Origin of the sequence: Halovivax gelatinilyticus (genome assembly GCF_024300625.1) — an archaeon.
Taxonomy (GTDB): Archaea; Halobacteriota; Halobacteria; order Halobacteriales; family Natrialbaceae; genus Halovivax; species Halovivax gelatinilyticus.
Genome location: NZ_CP101322.1, coordinates 2484211 through 2505480 on the forward strand (window position 1 = coordinate 2484211; position 21270 = coordinate 2505480).

General features: G+C 66.9%; 24 protein-coding genes. 14 read left to right on the top strand and 10 right to left on the bottom strand.

Translation table 11 applies throughout. The annotated features are described in order from the left end of the window. The first annotated feature begins 46 nt into the window (after positions 1-46). Positions 47-304, top strand: coding sequence for a DUF5789 family protein (locus tag NKH31_RS11735; RefSeq protein ID WP_254861985.1), 258 nt, complete (start codon positions 47-49; stop codon positions 302-304). 89 nt (positions 305-393) lie between these two features. Continuing rightward, on the top strand, positions 394-702 hold the full coding sequence (locus NKH31_RS11740) for a transcription factor S (RefSeq protein ID WP_254861986.1): 309 nt from the start codon (positions 394-396) through the stop codon (positions 700-702). A 103-nt stretch (positions 703-805) separates the two neighbouring features. Here the strand turns inward: NKH31_RS11740 and NKH31_RS11745 are convergent, their stop codons facing one another. The 3 genes from NKH31_RS11745 to NKH31_RS11755 all read right to left on the bottom strand — a co-directional run bounded on the left by NKH31_RS11745 (position 806) and on the right by NKH31_RS11755 (position 2471). Next, entirely contained in the window at positions 806-1561 is a 756-nt protein-coding gene (locus NKH31_RS11745) for a methyltransferase (protein WP_254861987.1), read from the bottom strand. After that, the gene (locus NKH31_RS11750; protein WP_254861988.1) at positions 1558-1929 is read right to left on the bottom strand and encodes a nascent polypeptide-associated complex protein; all 372 of its coding nucleotides are present in this window, start codon (positions 1927-1929) and stop codon (positions 1558-1560) included. Before NKH31_RS11750 ends, NKH31_RS11745 begins: the two co-directional genes overlap by 4 nt. Before the next feature lie 65 nt (positions 1930-1994). Further along, on the bottom strand, positions 1995-2471 hold the full coding sequence (locus NKH31_RS11755) for a PUA domain-containing protein (protein WP_254861989.1): 477 nt from the start codon (positions 2469-2471) through the stop codon (positions 1995-1997). A gap of 218 nt (positions 2472-2689) precedes the next feature. On the opposite strand from NKH31_RS11755, the gene NKH31_RS11760 reads away from it, so the two are divergent. Next, the gene (locus NKH31_RS11760) at positions 2690-2872 is read left to right on the top strand and encodes a hypothetical protein (RefSeq protein ID WP_254861990.1); all 183 of its coding nucleotides are present in this window, start codon (positions 2690-2692) and stop codon (positions 2870-2872) included. Positions 2873-2874: 2 nt separating this feature from the next. Here the strand turns inward: NKH31_RS11760 and NKH31_RS11765 are convergent, their stop codons facing one another. Both NKH31_RS11765 and NKH31_RS11770 read right to left on the bottom strand, forming a co-directional pair. Beyond that, entirely contained in the window at positions 2875-3372 is a 498-nt protein-coding gene (locus NKH31_RS11765) for a LabA-like NYN domain-containing protein (protein WP_254861991.1), read from the bottom strand. Between the two features lie 106 nt (positions 3373-3478). Beyond that, positions 3479-4303: a M48 family metallopeptidase gene (locus NKH31_RS11770; protein WP_254861992.1), complete on the bottom strand. Its 825-nt coding sequence runs from the start codon at positions 4301-4303 to the stop codon at positions 3479-3481. 513 nt (positions 4304-4816) lie between these two features. On the opposite strand from NKH31_RS11770, the gene dapA reads away from it, so the two are divergent. The 6 genes from dapA to NKH31_RS11800 all read left to right on the top strand — a co-directional run bounded on the left by dapA (position 4817) and on the right by NKH31_RS11800 (position 10934). Further along, on the top strand, positions 4817-5740 hold the full coding sequence (dapA, locus tag NKH31_RS11775) for a 4-hydroxy-tetrahydrodipicolinate synthase (RefSeq protein ID WP_254861993.1): 924 nt from the start codon (positions 4817-4819) through the stop codon (positions 5738-5740). Positions 5741-5832: 92 nt separating this feature from the next. Continuing rightward, positions 5833-6615: a 4-hydroxy-tetrahydrodipicolinate reductase gene (dapB, locus tag NKH31_RS11780; protein ID WP_254864804.1), complete on the top strand. Its 783-nt coding sequence runs from the start codon at positions 5833-5835 to the stop codon at positions 6613-6615. Then, a complete protein-coding gene (locus NKH31_RS11785; protein WP_254861994.1) occupies positions 6612-7448 on the top strand; it encodes a 2,3,4,5-tetrahydropyridine-2,6-dicarboxylate N-succinyltransferase in 837 nt (278 codons plus the stop codon). Before dapB ends, NKH31_RS11785 begins: the two co-directional genes overlap by 4 nt. Continuing rightward, a complete protein-coding gene (gene lysA / locus NKH31_RS11790; protein WP_254861995.1) occupies positions 7445-8827 on the top strand; it encodes a diaminopimelate decarboxylase in 1383 nt (460 codons plus the stop codon). Before NKH31_RS11785 ends, lysA begins: the two co-directional genes overlap by 4 nt. After that, the gene (gene dapF, locus NKH31_RS11795) at positions 8824-9774 is read left to right on the top strand and encodes a diaminopimelate epimerase (RefSeq protein ID WP_254861996.1); all 951 of its coding nucleotides are present in this window, start codon (positions 8824-8826) and stop codon (positions 9772-9774) included. The genes lysA and dapF overlap by 4 nt, the downstream gene beginning before the upstream one ends. Further along, positions 9771-10934: a M20 family metallopeptidase gene (locus tag NKH31_RS11800; RefSeq protein WP_254861997.1), complete on the top strand. Its 1164-nt coding sequence runs from the start codon at positions 9771-9773 to the stop codon at positions 10932-10934. Before dapF ends, NKH31_RS11800 begins: the two co-directional genes overlap by 4 nt. A gap of 49 nt (positions 10935-10983) precedes the next feature. Here the strand turns inward: NKH31_RS11800 and NKH31_RS11805 are convergent, their stop codons facing one another. Continuing rightward, positions 10984-11928 carry a hypothetical protein gene (locus NKH31_RS11805; protein WP_254861998.1) on the bottom strand — a complete coding sequence of 315 codons (945 nt, stop codon included), beginning with the start codon at positions 11926-11928 and terminating at the stop codon, positions 10984-10986. Between the two features lie 215 nt (positions 11929-12143). Then, the gene (locus tag NKH31_RS11810) at positions 12144-13421 is read right to left on the bottom strand and encodes a bifunctional metallophosphatase/5'-nucleotidase (protein WP_254861999.1); all 1278 of its coding nucleotides are present in this window, start codon (positions 13419-13421) and stop codon (positions 12144-12146) included. Positions 13422-13554: 133 nt separating this feature from the next. Here NKH31_RS11810 and NKH31_RS11815 point away from each other — a divergent pair, with 133 nt between their 5' ends. Together NKH31_RS11815 and NKH31_RS11820 are read left to right on the top strand one after the other, a co-directional pair. After that, positions 13555-14865: a M28 family peptidase gene (locus tag NKH31_RS11815; RefSeq protein WP_254862000.1), complete on the top strand. Its 1311-nt coding sequence runs from the start codon at positions 13555-13557 to the stop codon at positions 14863-14865. Positions 14866-15026: 161 nt separating this feature from the next. Continuing rightward, a complete protein-coding gene (locus tag NKH31_RS11820) occupies positions 15027-15494 on the top strand; it encodes a hypothetical protein (RefSeq protein ID WP_254862001.1) in 468 nt (155 codons plus the stop codon). 83 nt (positions 15495-15577) lie between these two features. Here the strand turns inward: NKH31_RS11820 and NKH31_RS17705 are convergent, their stop codons facing one another. Together NKH31_RS17705 and purB are read right to left on the bottom strand one after the other, a co-directional pair. Next, positions 15578-15712 carry a hypothetical protein gene (locus NKH31_RS17705; protein WP_256547889.1) on the bottom strand — a complete coding sequence of 45 codons (135 nt, stop codon included), beginning with the start codon at positions 15710-15712 and terminating at the stop codon, positions 15578-15580. Positions 15713-15790: 78 nt separating this feature from the next. After that, on the bottom strand, positions 15791-17179 hold the full coding sequence (gene purB, locus NKH31_RS11825; protein ID WP_254862002.1) for an adenylosuccinate lyase: 1389 nt from the start codon (positions 17177-17179) through the stop codon (positions 15791-15793). A gap of 153 nt (positions 17180-17332) precedes the next feature. Here purB and purH point away from each other — a divergent pair, with 153 nt between their 5' ends. After that, complete coding sequence (purH, locus tag NKH31_RS11830; protein ID WP_254862003.1) at positions 17333-18979, top strand: bifunctional phosphoribosylaminoimidazolecarboxamide formyltransferase/IMP cyclohydrolase; 1647 nt, start codon at positions 17333-17335, stop codon at positions 18977-18979. Positions 18980-19165: 186 nt separating this feature from the next. Then, positions 19166-19441 carry a hypothetical protein gene (locus NKH31_RS11835; protein ID WP_254862004.1) on the top strand — a complete coding sequence of 92 codons (276 nt, stop codon included), beginning with the start codon at positions 19166-19168 and terminating at the stop codon, positions 19439-19441. Positions 19442-19459: 18 nt separating this feature from the next. Here NKH31_RS11835 and NKH31_RS11840 read toward each other — a convergent pair whose 3' ends face one another. Further along, positions 19460-20326 carry a universal stress protein gene (locus NKH31_RS11840; RefSeq protein WP_254862005.1) on the bottom strand — a complete coding sequence of 289 codons (867 nt, stop codon included), beginning with the start codon at positions 20324-20326 and terminating at the stop codon, positions 19460-19462. Between the two features lie 117 nt (positions 20327-20443). On the opposite strand from NKH31_RS11840, the gene NKH31_RS11845 reads away from it, so the two are divergent. Further along, positions 20444-21235 carry an SIMPL domain-containing protein gene (locus NKH31_RS11845; RefSeq protein WP_254862006.1) on the top strand — a complete coding sequence of 264 codons (792 nt, stop codon included), beginning with the start codon at positions 20444-20446 and terminating at the stop codon, positions 21233-21235. Positions 21236-21270 lie beyond the last annotated feature (35 nt).

Sequence of the window (21270 nt, forward strand, 5' to 3'; positions counted from 1 at the left end):
CCCGATCACGGCGAGCGTTCATTCCCGTCGGCGTCCTAGGGCACCCATGAGCGAACCGATCACCCTGAACGAACTCGGTGCCACGCTCGAAACACTACCCTATCCGGTCACGCGGAGCGACGTCGACGACCGACTCGGCGACCGACGACTTCAGCTCGCAGACGGCGAGACGACGATCGGCGAGACGCTCGATCACGTCGAGTCGGAGCGATTCGACTCCGAGAACGAACTCGAATCGGATCTGTTCGCCGCGCTCCCTCGAAACGCCGTCGGCGAACCCTACCAGTCCGAAGGCGAAGGCTAGCCCCGCGGCGACGAGGTGGCCGGCGCTACCGTCGTCTTCGCGCGCCAAACACGTCGTTTAAGTCCCTCGGCATGCCATTTCGGACAACGATGGAGTTTTGCGACGAATGCGGTTCGATGATGAAAGCCGACGACGGGCTGTGGGTCTGTGGCAGCTGTGAGTTCACCAAAGCAAAAGACGACGCCCAGGCGTACGTCGTGACCGACGCTCAGGAGTCGAGCGAAATTATCGAATCCTCCGAGGAAAATTCGCTCCCAGAAACCGAAGTACAGTGTCCGAACTGCGAGAACGACACCGCCTACTGGTACCTCCAGCAGATCCGGTCGGCCGACGAATCGGAGACGCGCTTTTTCATCTGCACCGAGTGCGAGCACAAGTGGCGCGAGGACGACCACTAACGAACGCGTTCTCGGCCTCTGGCGGCGTCGAACCCCTCCCCGTGGATGAAAGAGGCAGTCGACAGAGCCGACGGCGAGTCGACCTCGCCGCCCGGAGAATCAGTCACTCGTTTCGCGCGAGCGTCAGGTAGCCCGTGTGACCCACGGGTGCCGTCGAGGGCCGCGAGCCCCGCTCGTCGAAGTCCATCTCTCGCTGGATCGTCTCGCGCGTTCGGACGTTCGCCAGCCCGGCGTCGGTGGCGGTCTCGACGACCTGTCGCGCGTTCTCGACGAACGGGCTGTAGACGGCGAGAAAGCCGCCCTCGACGAGCAGGTCCGGCGCTCGCTCGACGACCGTCGCGGCGTCGCCCGTGTCGAGGGTCACCACGTCGAACGACGGCGCGCCGTCGGCGATCTCGTCACACAGCTCGTCGAGCGCCGCCGTGAGGTCGCCCGTCCGCACCTCGACTCCGTCCGCGACGTCCGCGAGCGCCATGTTTGCTCTCGCCACCTCGGCGAAGTCCGGATCGCGCTCGTAGGTGCGAACCGACGCCCCGGCTCTGGCCATCGAGGCGGCGAGCACGCCAGTCCCCGTTCCCGCGTCGAGAACCCGATCACCCGTGCCGACGCCGGTCTCGCCGATGACCAGCCCGACGTCTCTGGGCACCATCGGCGCGCCCGTCCGCTCGAAGTGGTGAAAGAGATCCGGGCCGCGAAGCGCGCGAACGTGAAACTCGGTCCCCAGGTGGGTTTCGATCGTCGCTCCCGGCTCGACGTCTTCGGGGACGTCGAGCACGCCGAGGTCGGTCCCGAACTCCTCGCCGGGGGAGACGAGGTACTCGCGGTCCTCGTAGACGACGAGGACGGGAGACGGGCTCACTCCAGGTCGGCGACCGCGGCCGCCAGGTCCCCGCCGTGGCGTTCGAGTGCATCGCGCGCGTCGTCCTCGCTCGCGCCGGTGCGCGTCGCGACGAGTTCGACGTCGTCCTCGTCGAACGCGCCCCCGCTGGTGTCGGCGGCCTCGGCGTCGCCGCCGGTCCGTTCGCGCTCTTCCGGCGAGCCGATCACCTGGTAGGTCTCCTGGCCCCGGGCGTCCATTCGCGTGACGTCCGGTGCGTCGAAGACGAGATCGTGATCCGGCGTTCGGATGATCACTTCCTCGGCATCGAGTTCGTCCATGTCGATGCCCATCTGTTTCATCATCTGTTCCATCTTCCGCGGATCGAGACCGCCGCCTCCACCAAACATAGTCGAGAGGTTACCACGCGCGGCCAAAAGGCTGACGACCGCCGACGGCGGGTTCGTCCGGGCGTTCACTCCTCGGGCCCGACGCTGGATCTGACTTTCACCGCCATCCCGGTCTCGAAGTCGCGGATCGATCCGGCGTCGAGGGCGGCGCGACCGACGGCGAGCAGCGTCCCGTCGACGTGTTCGACGACCACTTCGTCGCCGGCGCGGACCGCCGGGTCGACCCCGCGGACGAACTTCGCGAAGACGTTCTTTCCGTCGCGGACGAACGGCTCGCTCTCGTCGTCGACGACGACGCGTCCGACGGGCGGGTCGAACGCCGCCGCGAGCCGACGGCCGCCTTCGAGGCCGAGCGTGAATCGGCCGTCCGTTCCGTACGAGACGAGGCGATCGCCGTCGACGTGGATCTGCTGTGGCCGTCCGCTTCCGGTGCGGGTGATCGTCGGCGACTCGGCCGGATCGAACAGGGCGGTCCCCGCTCCCGCACCGAACTGGTACTCGGCGACGTACCTGAGCGCGGCCAGTTCCCGTTCGTCTGTCATCGGCCGTTCTTCTCGGCGGCCGGGTGAAAGGCTATCGACTCAGTCGGCGGGATCGCCGACCCGGCGGTGATGTGGGACATGGACCCGCTCGGTCACCACGACGATCGGCGGACGGCCGACGAAGAAAATAAGACAATCTCCGCTCTCAGCTTATTTTCGAGCACAGGACTGATAAAACGGTGAGGTTATTACTGGTCGAAGGATAGAATTGGCAATAAATGGACGGTACGCAGATCGGACTCGGCGTTTGTCTCATCGGAACGGCATCTCTCCTACTGGTCGGTCGATCGCAGGCCCCGTCGGATTCGGTGGTCTACGGCATGGCGGGTCTCGCCGTGGCGCTGACGATCGGCGCGGTCGCCATCGCGGCCATCAGAAACTGCGAGACGCGGGCGATCTGAGTCTAGAGCAAGAATCGATCGACGTCTCCGTCGAGGTCGACGAAGCTGTCGGCTTCTTCGATCAGCTCTTCGGCCGTCGACGATTCGAACGCCATCACTTCGGGTCTGACCCCTTCGTGGCGGAGGTGTGAACAGAGTCGCGAGAAGTCCCCGTCGCCGGTACACAGCACGATCGAGTCGACGTGGTTGGCGAGCGTGACCGCGTCTAAGCTCATCCCGACGTCCCAGTCGGCCTTCTTCGACCCGTCGGGAAACCGCTTTATGTCCTTGATCTTGGTCTCGAAGCCGATGTCGACGAGCGCGTCGAAGAACGACTCCTCTTCGGGGGAGTCTGCGCGGATGACGTAGGCGATCGCGCGCGTGAGCTGTCGGTCGCCGACGGCGGCGTCGAGAAGCGAGGCGTAGTCGATGTTCCGGCTGTGGAGGCTCTGGGCGGAGTGATAGAGATTCTGCGCGTCGACCAGCACGGCGACCCGCTGGCCTGGGTGAACGTTAGACATGTTCACACCGAACACTCACACGGACAAAGCACTTTCGAGCGAGGACGTCGACCTGTGATGGAAAACCGGTTCCGATTCGTCGAACCGGTTCGATCCGGGTTCGAGGTTAGCTCCGGAGCTTCGCGATGCGCTTTTCGGTCGGTGGGTGCGTCGAGAAGATGCTCTGTAGCAGGCTCCGGTCGGCGTTGAAGATGCACAGCGCGGCAACGGTGTCGTTCGTCTGCTGGTCGCGACCTTCGGCGCCGGCCGAAATCTTCTCGAGCGCGCGGGCCAGTGGATCGCCGCTACCGATCGCGTCCCGGGCGTCGTCGTCCGCGACGTACTCGCGGTAGCGCGAGATGGCCATGACGAAGATCATCACCAGCAGGTTGGCGATCTGCGAGGCGGCCATCGCGAGGATCCAGGTCCCCATGTTCCGTTCGCCACCCATCAGGACCGCGAAGTAGGCGACGTAACCGACGATCATGCCGATCGACTGGCCGACGACCATCGTGATGACGTCGCGGTTTTTGATGTGGGCGATCTCGTGGGCGATGACGCCCTCGAGCTCGTCGTTGTCCAGGATGGCCATCAGCTCGTCCGAAACGACCACCACACCGGCGCCCTTGCGACCGACTGCGAACGCGTTCGGGACACCCATCTGCTGTCTCATCAATCGTGGGGTTGGGACGCCCATATCCCTGGCGAGCGATTCGGTCATGTGGTGGACGTGCTGGTACCGCGGGTCGTCGGGCATGTCTTCTGCTCCCCGTAGCGCCATCCACTTCCCGATCTTGTACTGGAGCGCCGGGACGATCAGGATCCCGACGGCGAGGATGATCCACAGGTTAAAGCCCGTCATCGCGGCGATTGCGGTCGCTGCCACGAGGTAAAAGGCGAACAGAATGGCGCCGACGACGACCATTCTGACCTTCAAGCCGAAGTCTGTCATGTGCACCAATAGGTAAGCGAGCGTCATAAATTACGTGATAGGGGTAGTATATTGGTAACGCATGCCAATAATCTCGACCGGTCGCCGAACGCGATGCTGTGTTACGGACGGGGCCGGTTCGCCTAATTCAGAGGGTCGGTCCAATGACCGAATCTCGAACCGTCCACGTACTGGTCCGAGACGCAACGGCTAAGTACTCGGACCGAATCAATCCTGCTAATGCGACCAGTCGCTCACGGCACGTCGATGCCAGCCGTGAGCGACGCTACCGCCGACCGTCGGCTCCCGGCTATCGGCGGCTCGACAGCTTTTAAATTCGGTAAAAAACGCTCCTATTAGTGCTCGGAGCGGGCGTGGCGTCCCCGTTTCGGGTGCACTCGGATTCGACGACGAACTGATCGAATCCACCGCTGTGGATTTTCGACACCAGATCGGCCGTTTCGACCCGACAGATCGAACCCGACGGGTCGAGTGCGGCCACCCGGGCCATTGGCCCACCCGAACCCAGACCAGATGACCCACGACGTAGACCTGACCGGCGTCTTCCCGGCGATGTGCACGCCGTTCGACGCCGACGGCCGTATCGACTTCGAAACACTCCGCGCCGACGCCAGCCGACTCGAAGCCGCTGGCGTGGCGGGCCTCGTCCCCGTCGGCTCGACGGGCGAGTCCGCGACGCTCACCCACGACGAACACGTCCGCGTGATCGAGGCCGTCATCGACGCCGTCTCCGACGTTCCCGTGATCGCCGGCACCGGTTCGAACAACACCCGCGAGGCGCTCGAACTCTCCGAGCGAGCCGCAGACGCGGGCGCCGACGCCCTGCTACTCATCTCGCCGTACTACAACAAGCCCGAACAGCGCGGACTGGGCGACCACTACCGGGCGATCGCCGACGCGATCGACGTCCCGCAGATCATCTACAACGTCCCCTCTCGGACGGGCCAGACCGTCGAACCCGACACCGTCGTCGACCTCGCCGCCCACCCGAACGTCGCGGGCTACAAGGCCGCGGAGGGCGACCTGAACGCCATCGGCGAGATCGCAGAGCGGACCCGAGACGAGGACTTCTCGATCCTCTCGGGCGACGACGCGCTCACGCTCCCGATCTGTTCGGTCGGCGGGACGGGCACGATCAGCGTCGTCGCGAACGTCGAACCCGCGCGAACGGTCGCGATGGTCGAGGCGGCCCTCGACGGGGAGTACGAACGCGCACGCGGCCGACACCACGAACTCGGCCCCCTCTACCGAGCGCTCTTCGTCGAGACGAACCCGATTCCCGTCACGGAAGCGCTGGCGATCCGCGAGGACTTCCCGCCACACCTCCGGCCCCCGCTCTCGCGTCTCGCTCCCGAACACCGCGAGGAACTCCGGGCGGTGCTCGAATCGTACGACCCGATCTCACCCGAGGCGACGACGCCGGTGAATCACCGATGACCGACGGCGAACGATTGACGCTGGGCGATCCTCGCCATTCGACGGTGGCCGACGATCGACGATCGACGGTGGCCGATACCGAACGATCGACGATGACCGACGGCCGACGATCGATTCGGCTCGGCGTCACCGGCGCGACCGGCCGCATGGGGCGGGAAGTGCTCGCCGCCGCGAGCGATCGACCCGCGTTCGAGGTCGTCCTCGCCGTCGCCCGTTCTCCCCCGGACGAGCCGATCGAGGCCGTCGAGATCGAGTCGGCGGACGCGTTCGACCGGCTCGTCGCCGACCGCGAACCTCACGTCGTCGTCGACTTCACCGCACCCGTGTCGACGGCGACCTACGCCGACGCCTGCGCGGACGCCGGCGTCGCCTTCGTCACTGGCACGACCGGACTCGACGACTCCCACGAGCGCCGCCTACGAGCCGCGAGCGAGCGAATCCCACTCCTGCGCGCGGCGAACTTCTCGCGCGGGATCGCCGTTCTCGACGCGCTCTGCGCCCGGGCGGTTCGGAGCCTTCCCGACTACGATATCGAACTCGTCGAAACCCACCACGCGGGAAAGCGAGACGCCCCGAGCGGGACCGCGCTCTCGCTCCTCGAGACCGTCGAATCGGAACGCGACGCGAGCGAGCGCGTCCACGGTCGCGTCGGCGACTCTCCTCGCGACGCCGACGAAATCGGCGTCCACTCGATCCGAGCGGGCGCCATCGCCGGCGAGCACGAGGTTGTGCTCGCGGGCGATCACGAGGAACTCCGCCTGACCCACCGTGCCGGTGACCGCGGCGTGTTCGCCGCCGGGGCGCTCGACGCGGCGGCCTGGCTCGCCGGCCGCGATCCCGGTCGGTACGCCTTTGCCGAGGTGATCGAAACATGAGCGGCCTCGAATCGGCCATTAACGGCCTGTGGACGCGCTACGATGCAGACCGGATCGACGCGTCGACGGCGACCGAATCCGACCTCGAAACGCTCGACACCTTCCTGGACGCGCTCGAATCGGGCGAAGTACGGGCCGCCGAGGCCCGGAACGGCTCCTGGGAGGCCAACGAGTGGGTAAAGCGGGGGATCTTGCTCACATTCGGCCTGCGTCAAACCACCGCCCGCGAGTACGGCGACGTCGCGTACAACGACGTCCTCCCGCTCGCCGACACCGCCTCCTACGGCGATCGCGTGACGCGAAACACGCCCGACGGCACGGTCGTCCGCCGCGGGGCCCACGTCGGGAGCGACTGCATCCTGATGAGTCCGTCGTTCGTCAATATCGGCGCCCACGTCGGCGACGGGACGCTCGTCGACTCCTGTGACACCGTCGGTTCCTGCGCCCAGATCGGCGCTGACGTCAAGCTCGGGGCGAATACGCTGATCGGCGGCGTGCTCGAACCGGTCGAGGACGCGCCGGTCGTGATCGAAGACGGCGTCTCGCTTGGCGCCGGCTGTCGCGTCACCTCTGGTTTCGTCGTCGGCGAAGATTCCGTCGTCGGCGAGAACACGCTCCTCACCCCGCGCATTCCGGTGTACGACCTCGTCGACGAGGAAGTCAGATACGGTCGACTGCCGCCGGAGCGACGGGCGTTCACCCGCTTCGTCGAGTCGTCGATCGGCGACCACGACCTCTTCGACGGCGGCGCCTACAAGCCGGCGGTCGTCGCCACGACGCTCGAAGACCGTACCCTCGAGGCGACCGAACGCGAGGGGGTGTTACGATCGTGAGCGACGAGGCTCCGATCGCCACGCCGTCGATCGCGACGGACGCGGACGAACGCGTGCGACGCCTCGGCGACTGGGACGACGCCTCGCTGCGCTCGCTGGCCGACGAGCACGGCACGCCGCTTTTCGTCCTCGATCTCGACCGCGTCCGGGCGAACTACCGCCGGCTTTCGGCGGCGTTTCCCGACGCGGAGATCTGCTACGCGGCGAAGGCGAACGCGCTCTCTGACGGCCTCGAGACGGTGCTCGACGAGGGAGCGACGATCGAGTGCGCCTCGGCGGGGGAGGTTCACCGCGCGCTCGCGGCCGGGGCGTCCGGCGACCGAATTCACTACACGGCGGTAAATCCGCCCCGGGCCGACCTCGCCTACGTCGTCGACGCGTGGACCGACGAACCCGATCTGACGATAACGGCTGGCGCCCGGGACACGGTCGACCGACTCGCGGAACTCGGCTACGACGGCCGACTCTGTCTGCGCGTCAACCCCGGCGTCGGCGCCGGCCACCACGAGGCCGTTCGGACCGGGGGCGACGTCACGTTCGGCATCCCCGCCGATCGGATCGTCTCGGTGGCCGAGTCCGCCGTCTCTCGCGGATTCGACCTCGTCGGCGTCCACGCCCACGTCGGCTCGGGCGTCCTCGACGACGAGCAGATCGACGCCCACCGGCGGTTCGTCGACCGCGTCGCCGCCATCGCGACGGACGTCGACGCGGCGGTCGACTCGCTCGAGTTCGTCGACGTTGGCGGCGGATTCGGCGTTCCCTACCGCGAGGACGATTCGCCGCTCGATCTCGCGGCGGTGGCGAACGCCACGCGAACGGGCCTCTCCGACCTCGACGCTCGACTGGTGATCGAACCCGGACGATACCTCGTCGCCGACGCCGGCGTCCTGCTCTCGCGGGTGAACACGGTCAAGGAGACGCCGGAGACGACGGTCGTCGGCGTCGACGCGGGGATGTCGACGCTGGCCCGACCGGCGCTGTACGACGCCTACCACGCGATTCGGCCGCTCGCTCGCGACGAAGCCAGTTGCGTCGACGAACGCGAACTCGTCGGACAGACCGTCACCGGCCCGATCTGTGAGAGCGCGGACGTCTTCTGTACGGACCGATCGCTTCCGAGGCTCGAGCGCGACGACGTCGTGGCGATCGGCAACGCCGGCGCCTACGGCTACGAGATGGCGAGCGCGTACAACTCGCGCCCGCGACCGGCCTCGGTCGTCGTGGACGACGGCGACGCCCGGATCGCCCGGCGACGGGAGACGCTGGCCGACCTGACCCGACTCGAACGGGGAAGACCCGACGGCGGGACGGACCGGTGGACGGAATTGACTCGCGGGTCGGCGACCGATTCGACGAGGATTCCCGAGGTGGGCGAATGAGCACCGTCGCCGCGGATCGAACCGTCGCGGTCGCGAAGTACCACGGCACCGGAAACGACTTCGTCGTCGTCGACGCCGACGAGCCGGTCGCCGATCGGCGAGCGTTCGCTTCGCGCGTCTGCGATCGGACGGACGGCCTCGGCGCCGACGGGGTCCTCTTTCTGGCACTCGAATCGCAGTTTACGCCACCACGCGTGGTGATGACGCTCGTTCAGCCCGACGGCTCGACGGCGCCGATGTGTGGAAACGGCGCTCGCTGTGCTGCGGCGTGGGCGATGGCACGAACCGGGGAAAATTCCGTCATGATCGACACGCAGGCCGGCTCCCGCCGGGCCGAACGAATCGAACCCGCATCGGAAGGATCGGGCACCGTCGACGAGAGCCGGATCTCGGTCGAGATGGGTCGTCCGTCGTTCGAACCTGCCACCGTACCGGTGTCTGCCGACGATCCGATCGTCGATCGACCGCTCGCCGACCTGGGTATCGAGCCCGACGGGATGGACGTCGAGGCCGCGACGCTCACCGCGACGGCCGTGAACACCGGCGTCCCGCACGTCGTCGCGTTCGTCGACGACGTCGATTCCGTCGACCTCTCCCGGCTCGGGCCCGCGGTTCGCCACGCCGAGGCGTTCCCGCGGGGAACCAACCTCACCGTCGCGAGTCCGGATCGCGACCGGGCGAACGACGATCGTCCGGCGTTTCGCCAGCGGACGTACGAGCGGGGCGTCGAAGCCGAGACGGCCGCGTGTGGCACCGGCGCCGTGGCGATCGCGACGGCCGCCATCGAGACCGGCCGGATCGACGAGGCCTCGTCGATACTCGTCCGACCGCCCGGCGGCGACCTGTCCGTCGACTTCGACGATCTCGGTCGCGCCGTCCTCGCCGGTCCCGTCGTTCGCGAGTTCGAAACGCAGGTGTCCGTTCAGCGTGCGGGATCCGACCGATGACCGCCCGCACAGACGCCGACCGCCAATCTGGATCGTTCGACCCGATCGACTTTCTCGAGGCCGCTGTCGCGATTCCATCGTGTTCGTCGGTCGAACGGATGCGCGAGTTCGTCCGTTCGACGCTCGAAGCGAGCGACGTCGACGTCCGCGTCGACGACGCCGGCACCCTCCTCGCGAGTCGCGGTCCGACCGGTTCGGACGGAACGCACCTCGTCTTCAACACCCACCTCGATACGGTCTCACCGCACCTCGACGTCGAGTGGTCCGACGACGGATCGCGGCTGTTCGGTCGCGGTGCGTGCGACGCGAAGGGACCGCTCGCGTCGATGCTCGCCGCGTTTCTCGCGGCAGACATCGGTGACGGTCGGCTTTCGCTCGTGTTGACGCCGGACGAGGAAGTGTATTCGACCGGCGCCTACGCGCTGGCGAACCCCGATGACGGGTCGGCACAACCCGCACCGCCGTTCGGAACCGCAGACGCCGTGATCGTCGGCGAGCCGACGGGCCTCGACGTCTGCACCGCCGCACCCGGCCGGTTCGAGGGTACGATCGAACTACGCGGCGAGCGCGCTCACGCCGCCGAGCCCGAGACCGGAGCGAACGCGGTCGACGCGCTCGGTGACGTCGTACAGGCGCTCCGGACGTTTCACGACCGACCGGCGGCCCCGACGGCTCACCCGCAACTCGGCGAGCCGACGCTCACGCCGACGGTCGTCGAGGGCGGCGAGGCGACCAATCAGGTGCCGGCGAGCGCCGGTATAACCGTCGATCGCCGTCCCGTCCCGCCGGAGACCCCTGAATCATTTCGCGCCTCGCTCGTCGACCACCTGCGAGCGCACTGTCCGCCCGGCGTCGACGTCTCCTTCTCGTTCACCGAGCGGCCGACGCCGTTCTTCGAGGCCTGGGCGACCGAACCGTCGGAACCGATCGTCGAGACGCTCGCCGCGGCGGCCGGCGGCGAGGTTCGCCCGTTCGGGGCGGCGACCGAGGCGTCGTACTTTTCGCCCCGCGCCCCGACGGTCGTCTTCGGACCGGGTGTGCTCGCCGACGCGGAGGGGCCCGTCGCCCACGCCGATCGCGAATACGTCCGGGTGGACGACGTTCGCGCGGCCGCCGAGGCGCTGGAAACGACGGTTCGAGCGTTTTGTGGCGGGGTATGAAGCCGGCCGACTGATCTCCCGTCGGACGCGATGACCGCTACCTGATCTCTCAGACGGTTTCGAGGTCGTTCGTCGGAATCGTTCCTTGAACCCGTCCGAACCGGCCAGTTAGATCGTATGCGGGATCGGTCGGTCTTGTCAGTCCATGTGTCTGGCCCATCAGCGAGTCGAGCCGTTCGACGGAGGCGTCCGTGTCGTCGGTGAAGGCGACGGTCATCGTAATATTCGTCGTCGCACCGTCGATCGCGTACGTGTATCCGATCGCGGGAGTCGTCTCCAATTCGCTGTCGGTGACGCCGTAGGTGGGTCCTGGCGACTGGACGTAACCGAGGTGACCGGGAGGAAGTCCTCTCACGACGACCGAGAGTGCCTGGCGGGACGGTTCGAGGAGGCCGTTTCCACATCCGCGGCCGCTGGCGGGATCGATTCCGTGTTGTCCGTTCGCACAGTGGTACTGGTCGTAGACGGCGGAAACGGGGCGGTCGGAGTCGACCGATTCGAGCAGCCAGTCGTGATCGAACCCGATCGCCCGTCTCCCGTCCAGCCGATACACGTCGAACGCTCCGCTGGTCGCGGTCGGTTCGATCGCGTGCGACTCGAAGAACTCGAGCTTTCGCGCGACGTCGATCGAACCCCGAAGGGCCACGACACCGATCGAATCGGACGCGGTCCAGATCTGTTCGTCGACGCGTTCCAGCGCCGGGAACGGGTACGGGGTGTTTCGAAACGGGGCGAACTGACTCTCGATGTACCCTTCGGGAAGGTGCGTCGAGACGGCTCGAAGTTCGTCGATCGACGCACCGCCGACCGCCGCGTGCGATGTCGGCTGGAGCGCTCGAAAATCGAGGTGGCGTCGCAGACGCCGGGCGGTGAGCAACCCATCGGATTCCGTCGCGGGTGTGTAATTGCTGTACCGCTGTAGCTGACCACACCCGGCCAATCCCACGGTACCTGCGACGGCGACTCCCCGCGACAGGACGGTGCGTCGGTCCATCGATTTATTTCTTCCTTCGCTACGTTCGGCCAATACACGTTCCACGATTTGTACGTTTTGTTCGGGGGGTCCTGCCGAGTCGCGGCTTCAGTAGCAAGCTTTTTGCGTACTGGTTGGTACCTGGCCGTCGTCGGCACTCGCAGGAGGCACCGTGGCGGCATTTGTACAATCTAATTCGATCGTGAAACCATCGGCGACGTCGAGCGAATCACCACTTACCGATCGTATTCGTGCGCGTCGTCCACCGCGTCTTCGACCGCTGCCAGGACGTGTTCGTGCTGGGGGCCACGCGATTCGACGAGCGTGTCACGATCCAGCTCGGGAACGGCGCCGACGACGGTGAGATAACTCATACAGCCGAGCCGGTAGGTCGCCGTCGGGTCGATCGGCTCGTCGGCGACCAGCGGTACGGCGTCGTATTCTGCGGTGAGGCCGGCAGTGGCGAGTCCGCCGTGGATGGCGCTCGACGAATCCGCGCAGCGGGCGGCGATGGCCTGCAGCGATTCGCCCGATAGGCGGTGGACGTGCAGGCGCGATTCGAAGGGGACGACGCCGATGACGTCCCCTCGCGTGACGGTCGCGGGGAGTCCGCTCCTGACCGACGCGGCCGCGACGAGTCCGACGTCCGCCTCGCCGCGGGTGCGGTAGGCGTCGGCGACGAGCGTCACCGTCGCCGGGTGATCGAGCGGTTCTGCGAGCCGCCCCAGTTCGTCGGTCAGCCCGCACGCGGCGGTCAGGTCGCGATAGGTCGTCTCGACGGACTCGACGGGTTGAGCGTCGTCGATCGACCTGGTCGTGACCCCGGGCCGATCGTCGAGTTCGACGAGCTGGAACGTGCCGGCCTGGCCGCCTTCGGTGCGGGCGAGGAGCGTCCCGTCGACCCGCTCGCAGACCTCGTCGTGGTCGTGGCCGCCGAGGATCACGTCGACGTCGGTCCCAGCCGCGATCTCCCGGTCGATCGGGCCGGCGTGCGAGCAGACGACGAGCCAGTCCGGATCGCGTTCGCCGAGCCGGTCGACCGCCATCCGCACGGCCTGGACCGGGTCGGTAAACTCCACGTCGAGGTCGAGTCCGCTCAGTTCGCACGTCTCCGGGTGGACGATCCCGATCAGTCCGATCCGCTGGCCGGCGCAGGTGACGACGGTGCTCGGCTCGATGCCGTTCCATCGGTCGTCGCCGGCCGCGTTGGCCACGAGGTGCGCCCCGGGCGTCGTCGTGGCCCACTCCAGGGCGCCGTCGACGCCGAGGTCGAACTCGTGGTTGCCGAGCGTGTCCGCGTCCGGGGCGACGTGTTCGTAGAACGGGCGGGCGACGGCGCGACCCTCCCCGCGTTCGAACGCCAGCGCTCCCAGCGCGGTCGTGTCGCCGGTGCCGACGACGATCGTCCGGTCGTCGCGGGCGGCGTCTACGGCGCCCGCGAGCCGAGCGAGGCGGCGTGGATCGTCGTAAATCGTCTCCAGGTCGGACAGGTGGAGGAGTCGCGGGACCGACATCGCCCGATGTTCGAGTAAGCGACGTGAAATAGCTTCTGCACTGGCGGGTGGCGTTTCGACGGAATCGATCCTCGTTCCGGCTGTCGGTTCCGCGACCAGAACGTTTAGGCGTCCGCCCGCGACACGCAGTCACATGACGGAGTGGATCGCGGAGACGTACACGAGCGACGTCGGCTGGTCGCTGCTCGAGGAACTGGTCGACGTGGGCAACCGGATGGCCGGCAGCGACGGTGAGCGCGAGGGGGCCGAACTGACGCGCGACGCCCTCGCCGAGGTCGGCGCGCGAACCGTTCGACTGGAGGAGTACGACATTCAGGGCTGGACGCGCGGGACGAGTCGCCTCGCCGCCGGCGGAGCGGAGCAAGACTGCATCGCGCTGCCGCGGAGTCCGGCGGGCGAGGTGACGGCGGAACTCGTCGACGTCGGCTACGGCCTGCCCGAGGACTTCGCCGACGCCGACCTCGACGGGGCGGTCGCGATGGCTCGATCGGACGTGCCGGATCACTTCGATCGGTACATTCACCGCCGCGAGAAGTATTACCACGCGGTGGAAGCCGGGGCCGCGGCGTTCGTCTACCGGAACCACGTCGAGGGCTGTCTCCCGCCGACGGGCAGCGTCGGGACGCCCGAGGACCCGATCGGCGATATTCCGGCGATCGGCGTCAGCTCCGAGGTCGGTGCCCGTCTCGCCCGCCGATTCGACGGGGATTCCGTTACCGTCGCGGTGGAAGCTGACGTCCACCCGGCGACGAGTCAGAACGTTCACGCCGAACTCGGCCCGGAGACGGACGAGCGCGTGCTCGTGACGAGCCACGTCGACGCCCACGACATCGCCGAGGGTGCGATGGACAACGCCGCCGGAACGGCGATGGTCGTCGAGATCGCCAACGCGCTGGCGAGCCGGGAGGACGAACTCGAGACGCGCGTCGAGTTCGTCGCCTTCGGTTCGGAGGAGATCGGTCTCGTCGGTTCGGCCGTCGACGCCGATCGGCGCGACCACGACGGCGTCAAAGCGATTCTCAACAACGACGGCGTCACCCGCGGGCGAACGCTTCGGGCCTTTCCGAACGGATTCGACGAACTGGCGTCGCTCGCCGAGACGGTCGGCGATCGGTACGATCACCCGCTCTCGATCGCACCCGAACCCCAGCCCCACAGCGATCACTGGCCGTACGTCCAGTGGGGCGTCCCGGGCTACATGATGATGAGCGAGACCGGCGAGAGCGGTCGGGGTTGGGGCCACACGTTCGCCGACACGTTCGACAAACTCGACCGACGCAACCACCGCGAGCAGTCGATCGTCCTCGCCGATCTCGCGGTCGAACTCGCGCGCGAGGACTTTGAGGTCGCCCATCGCGACCCCGAATCCATCGCCGCGGATCTGGAGGAGGCGAACCTCGCGGAGGGAATGAAGATCATCGGCGACTGGCCCTACGACTTCTGACGGGCCAGATTGGCCGACTGGATCGAGTTTCCACGCCGGATTTTCGGTTCGGTCGACCTGGCCGGATTTTCGGCCCGGTCGTCGCGACTGGCTCGCCCCTGGATAGCTTCGCTCGCGACGAACACCCCAACAACTTTATCAGTTTGGTCCCCAGGACGGGTATGGACCCGATGGACCCGGTGCCGTGGGAAGACGTCATCGCCGTTCGGGGTGTCCCGGGCGAGGAACTCCAGCCCTTCGTGCAGCGCCACGCGCCGGATTTCGACGACGAGGTGCCGGCGACGGCCGTCAAGACCGTTTACGACGACTGGAAGGAGTCACTCGGCGAGAATCGAACGCTCGACGACCAGGGGGCGGCGTACCTCATCGCCTACCTGTTAGAACACCGCGGTGCGATCCACTTAGACGACGGCGACGGATTCGGCGGATCGTTGCTCGACCGACGACCGTCCGACGAGCGGCTTCGGACGATGTTCCACGAAGACGAGCTGACGAAGTGGTGGATCGCGATCGAGTGTGGCGTCCACTACGCGCTGGTGAGTCGGTGGCTCTACGAAGCCGACATTCCGCTTCTCGCGCGCAACCTCGGCGAGGAGACGATGGCGAAAATCACCGAACGGTCGGTTTGAGTCGGTGGCGCGGGTTTCGGCGACGTCGAACCGCTCTGGTATATATTAAATACTCAACATAAGTCGCTCTTCTCCCGTACGCGTCAGTCCCAGTTGAGCGAGATGTACAGTAACGCGATCAGACAGATAAGGGCGACGACGAAGAGGAGTATCGTCGCGATCTCCGGAAAGAGCAAGTCGATCATTCCCGGCGCGTTCGAGGCGGCCTGGCCGATCATTGGGGGCAGTTAGGCAGCCGCGTAGAAAGTCCTACTGGATCGACGCCGCCTCGACCGACGGGTGCGACCTCTCCGTTGCTACTCGTCGAGTTTCTCGACCAGTTCCGAGGCGACGCCGGTGTAGCCGGCCGGGGTTAGCGCCCGAAGCTCCTCGCGGACCGCCTCGTCGACGTCCAGCTCGGCAAAGAGATCGTGGAAGTCCTCGATGGTGACCTGCTGGCCCCGGGTGAGGTCCTTGACCCGTTCGTAGGCGTCGTCGCGACCTTCGCGCCGGAGGATGGTCTGGACCGCTTCGCCGATCACCGCCGGCGTCTCTGCGAGTTCGTCGTCCATCACCCGGTCTGTCGGCGTCACCTTCGAGAGGCCGTCGCGGCTCTTCGTGTAGCCGATCAGGCAGTGGGCGAACGCGGCGCCGATATTGCGCTTGACCGTCGAGTCGGAGAGGTCGCGCTGGAGGCGCGAGGTGGTGACGTAGTCGGCCAGAAAGTGGAGGTCCGAGTTCGCCTTCGAGAGGTTGCCCTCGCTGTTTTCGAAGTCGATCGGGTTCACCTTGTGCGGCATCGTCGACGAACCGGTTTCGCCGGCGGCGGCCTCCTGGCCGAGGTACCGATCGGAGACGTAGAGCCACTCGTCCAGGTCGAGGTCGAGCAGAATTCGATTCGCACCGCGGAGTGCGTCGAACAGCGCCGCGAGATCGTCACACGGGTTGACCTGCGTGGTGAGCGGTTCGAAGTCGAGGCCGAGTTCGGTAACGAACGTTTCGGCGAACGCAGACCAGTCGACGTCGGGGTAGGCGGCGTGGTGGGCGGCGTAGGTGCCCGAGGCCCCGCCGAGCTTGCCGCGGAGGTCGCCGGTCGCGGTCTCGACCCGATCGATCGCGCGTCCCAGCCGGGAGGCGTAGACGGCCATCTCCTTGCCGAACGTGGTCGGCGTCGCGGGCTGGCCGTGCGTCCGCGCGAGCATCGCTCGATCCTGGTGCTCGCGAGCCTGGTCTCCGAGTTCGTCGCACACGTCGGTCAGGGCGGGCAGAATCACGTCGGTGACGGCGTCGCGGACGAGCAGTCGGTGGGCGAGGTTGTTGACGTCCTCGCTCGTCAGCCCGAAGTGGATCCACGGGACGGCGTCGCTCCCGTCCGGAAGCTGCAGGCGGAGGAAGTACTCGACGGCTTTCACGTCGTGGTTGGTCGCCTCGAACGGGCCGTGGCCGGTGGTCTCGATCTCCTTTACGATGGCCGCGTCGTCCGCGTCGAAGTCCTCGTATGCGGCCCGTAGCTCCTCACGCGTCCGCTCGTCGAGTTCGAGCGGTGTCGCCTCGAGGTCGGCCACTGCGATGAGGTATTCGACCTCGACGCGGACGCGTGCCCGCATGAGTCCGGCCTCACTGGCGTACGGTCGAAGCGGTTCCGTCCGATCGGCGTAGCGACCGTCGAGCGGGGAGACGGCGTACAGCGAATCCCTGTCTGTCATGCCCGTGAGTCGTCTGCGAGCCCGAAAAAGCGTATCGAAAGGCCGAGCGCGAAACCTTCCGACGACCCCGACTGCGCCGACGACGGCTGATACCGGAGTGCACGCACCGGCCGAATCAGAACCCCTTTGATTCGCCTCGGCGCAGTGTCGCCTATGACGCGCATCGCCGGAATGGCGGGCAACCGGGGGCGAAACCTGATGAACATCGCGGATCGGCGGCCGGGCGGGGCCGAGCTGTCGGTCGTACTAACCTACGACGCCGACGCGCCGATCCTGGCGTCGGCGGCCGAACGGGACGTTGCGACCGAGGTCGTTCCACTCGAAGACGGGATGGATCGACGCGACCACGAGCGGGCCGTCCTCGACGCGTTGTCGGGCTACGACGTCGACCTGGTCTGTCTCGACGGCTACATGCGGATCCTCTCGGAGACGTTTCTCGACGAGGCGCCGACGACGCTGAACGTTCACCCGTCGCTGCTGCCGGCGTTTCCCGGGATGGACGCCTGGGGCGACGCCATCGACGCCGGCGTCTCGGTGACGGGCTGTACCGTCCACGTGGTGACCGACGCGACGGACGACGACGGCGACGTGATCGAATCGGAGATCGACGCCGGGCCGATCGTCACCCAGGAGCCGGTTCCGATCTACGATGGTGACGACGTGGAGGCGCTCAAAGAGCGCGTCCTCTACGACGGCGAGTTCCGGGCCTACCCGCGAGCCGTCGAGTGGTTCGCACGCGACGCCGTCGACGTGGACCTTGAGGCGGGAACGGTCACCGTCGAGGCGGACGCGGCGAGTGCGGACGGCGACCACGACGGTTTGCCCGCCCGTCGAATCGTCTCGAACGACCGGCTCGATACGCTTCGCTACGGCGAGAACCCACACCAAGATGCGGCGGTGTACGCGGACCGAACCTGCGCGGAGGCGAGCGTCGTTCACGCCGAGCAGCTAAACGAGGGGGCGAAGGCGCTCTCGTACAACAACTACAACGACGCAGACGGCGCGTTGAACCTGATCAAGGAGTTCGACGAGCCAGCCGCGGCGGTCATCAAGCACACCAACCCGGCCGGCTGCGCCACGGCCGACAGCCTCGCCGAAGCCTACGACCGCGCGCTCTCGACCGATCCGATGAGCGCGTTCGGCGGGATCGTCGCGATAAACCGTGAGTGCGACGCCGAGACGGCCGAGGCGATCACCGACTCGTTCAAGGAGGTCGTCGTCGCGCCCGGCTATTCCGACGACGCCCTGGACGTACTGTGTGCGAAGAAGAACCTCCGCGTACTGGACGTGGGGGCGTTCGACTCGGGCGAGGGCGTCTACGCCGATCGATTCACCGAGAAACCGATCGTCGGCGGCCGACTCGTCCAGGAGCGAGACGGGCAGTCGATCGCGGTCGACGACCTGGAAGTCGTCACCGAACGCCAACCGACCGACGAGCAGTTAGAGACGATGGTCTTCGCCTGGCAAACCCTGAAACACGTCAAGTCGAACGGCATTCTCTTCGCGAAGGACACCGAGACCGTCGGCATCGGCATGGGACAGGTTTCGCGCGTCGACGCGGTTCGACTGGCGGCGATCAAAGCCGACGAGCACGCCGAGGGCAAGGACGCCGAGGGTGCCGTGATGGCGTCGGACGCCTTCTTCCCGTTCCCGGACGGGATCGAGGAGGCGGCGAAGGCCGGCGTCGAAGCGGTGGTTCAACCCGGTGGCTCGAAGCGCGACGACCAGGTGATCGAGGCGGCGAACGAACACGAGATGGCGATGGCGTTTACGGGTCAACGGAGTTTCAGGCACGATTAGGCGGTTCTCGGCCCTGAGCCGACAACTGCGTACTGGCGAGCGGGGAGGAACGACCCGTGAGCAGCGCGGTTCCGAGAGCGACGCGAGTGAGAAGCGCGATATGGTGAACGGCGGCGTCGATCAGCAGACTCCGTCCGTCGTGGCAACCGATTCCTTCTTTATCTATCAGGAAGTCTACGGGTACACATGTCCGATTCGAACGCCGAAGACGGGTCCTATTCGGAGAAACCGTTCCGGACGCGCCTGTTACAGTTGCTCGTCTCGATCTGTATCCTCACCCTGGTGACGGTGGTCGTCGGCTACGGCGGCGGGCTCCTCCTCGCGATCAGCGCGAAACTCGGTGGGCCGGATCCGCGGACTGAAGACGGCGACCTCCTGCGCGATCGATTGCTCGACTGGCCGGATCGGAACCGAGCGTTCATGCGCGAGAACGGACGCGGTGAACTGCCGATAAAACCCTGATCGTCGGCCATCCGGTCGTCACCAGCCCGCCTTCTTCACCCGGCGCCAGAGCGTACGCGAGAGTCCCTCGTACCGCCGGCACATGATGACGGCGCTGTCGGCCCGTCTACCAACGGATTCGGGGACGTCGCCGACGAGGACGCGACGGACGAGTCCGCCGCGAGCGGCACCGAGCACCGTCACGTCGTGGTCGTCCGCTCGCTCGACGATCGCCTCGACCACGTCGTCGTTTCGAAGGACCGTCTCGGTAACCGAGTCGACGGCGCCGAGCTCCGGCGAGATCCGGGTGAGTAAGTCCCGGGCGGCTTCAGTTTCTTCGGTCGTGGCCGCCGGCGGGATGACCGTCACCAGTTCGACCGTCGCGTCGTGGCCGCGGGCGACCGATCCGGCGATCTGACCGGCGTACTCCGTGTGCGGACCGCCGGCGACCGGAACGAGGATCGACTCGACCGGCCCGCCGTCGCGGTCGATCCGCTTTACCAGGACGTCGCAGTCGGCTTCGCCGAGGACGGTGTCGATGTAGCTGCCGAGGACGATGTTTCGTCGTCGGGGCCGACCGCGCCACCCGAGCAAAATTGCCTCGACGTCGCTACTGTCCGCCATGTTTACCAGGCTTCGGGCCACGTCCCGACCGAATCGGATCAGACCCGTGGCGTCGACGCCGGACGCCTGGGCTCGTTCGACGGTGTCGCTGACGACGGACTCGCCCGACTCCGTGTCGAGTTCCTCTCTGGCGTATACCAGCGAGAGTTGCATCGGCACCTCGACGACGTGGACGACCAGCAATTCGAGATCACGATCGCGAGCCACGTCGAGCGCCGTGTCCAGCAATCGGTCCGCCGTCTCCGGATTGGCAACCGGAAGGACGAGGCGATTTTCGCTCATGGCTAACACACCGTGGGACTGTCACCTAAGCCTTCGGTCGGTTCACGACGGTGGGACGGTCAAATCAGCATTTTCGCTTGCCGAGACGTTTTGGTCGGCGCTGGTGGGGTACCGACCATGCAGCGACGAGACGTACTCGGGGCGAGCGGAATCGCACTCCTCACGGTTGCGGCCGGCTGTCTCTCCAGCGCGTTCGAAGACGGCGACGACCGGTCGAACGCCGACGACGGCTCGACGGATGCGGACACCGGGGTTCGCGGCGCTCCACCGGACGACGACCCGGGGAACGCGATCGAGGTGCGTGCGGACGGACTCGTCGAGGCCGAGCCAAATCGGGCGACGCTCACCGTCGGCGTCGAGGCACGCGGTGAGTCGGCTGCAGCCGTGACGGACGAACTCGCGGAGGCGGCTGAATCGCTGCGCGAGGCGTTCGCGGAACTCGGAATACCCGACGAGAACGTCGAATCGGGCCGATACGACGTTCGCCAGCCGCGAAATGGCACCCGGTACGAGGGCGTCCACCAGTTTCGGGCGATCGTCGACGATCCCGATCGCGTCGGCGAGGTGATCGACGAGACGGCGGCCGCCGGGGCCGACGACGTGGGCCGGATCAGATTCGGGGTGCGCGACGAGACGCGCGCGGAGCTGCGAACCCAGGCACTCGACGAGGCGCTCGCGAACGCCGATGCGGAAGCCGAGCACGTCGCGGACAACCGCGGCGTCGACCTCACCGGCACCCGGTCGGTCTCGACGACCGCCGTGGACGTCGTCCCGGTCGAGGCGACGGTCGACGAGATGGACGTGGCGGACGACGATGCCGGGAGGCCGCCGACCGACGTCGAATCCGGACTGGTGACGGTGTCGGCGTCGGTGACGGTTACGTACAGTTTCGACGACGCCGCGGAGTGATCCGTCGGCTCTGAGGCGGTATCTCACCGGTCAGC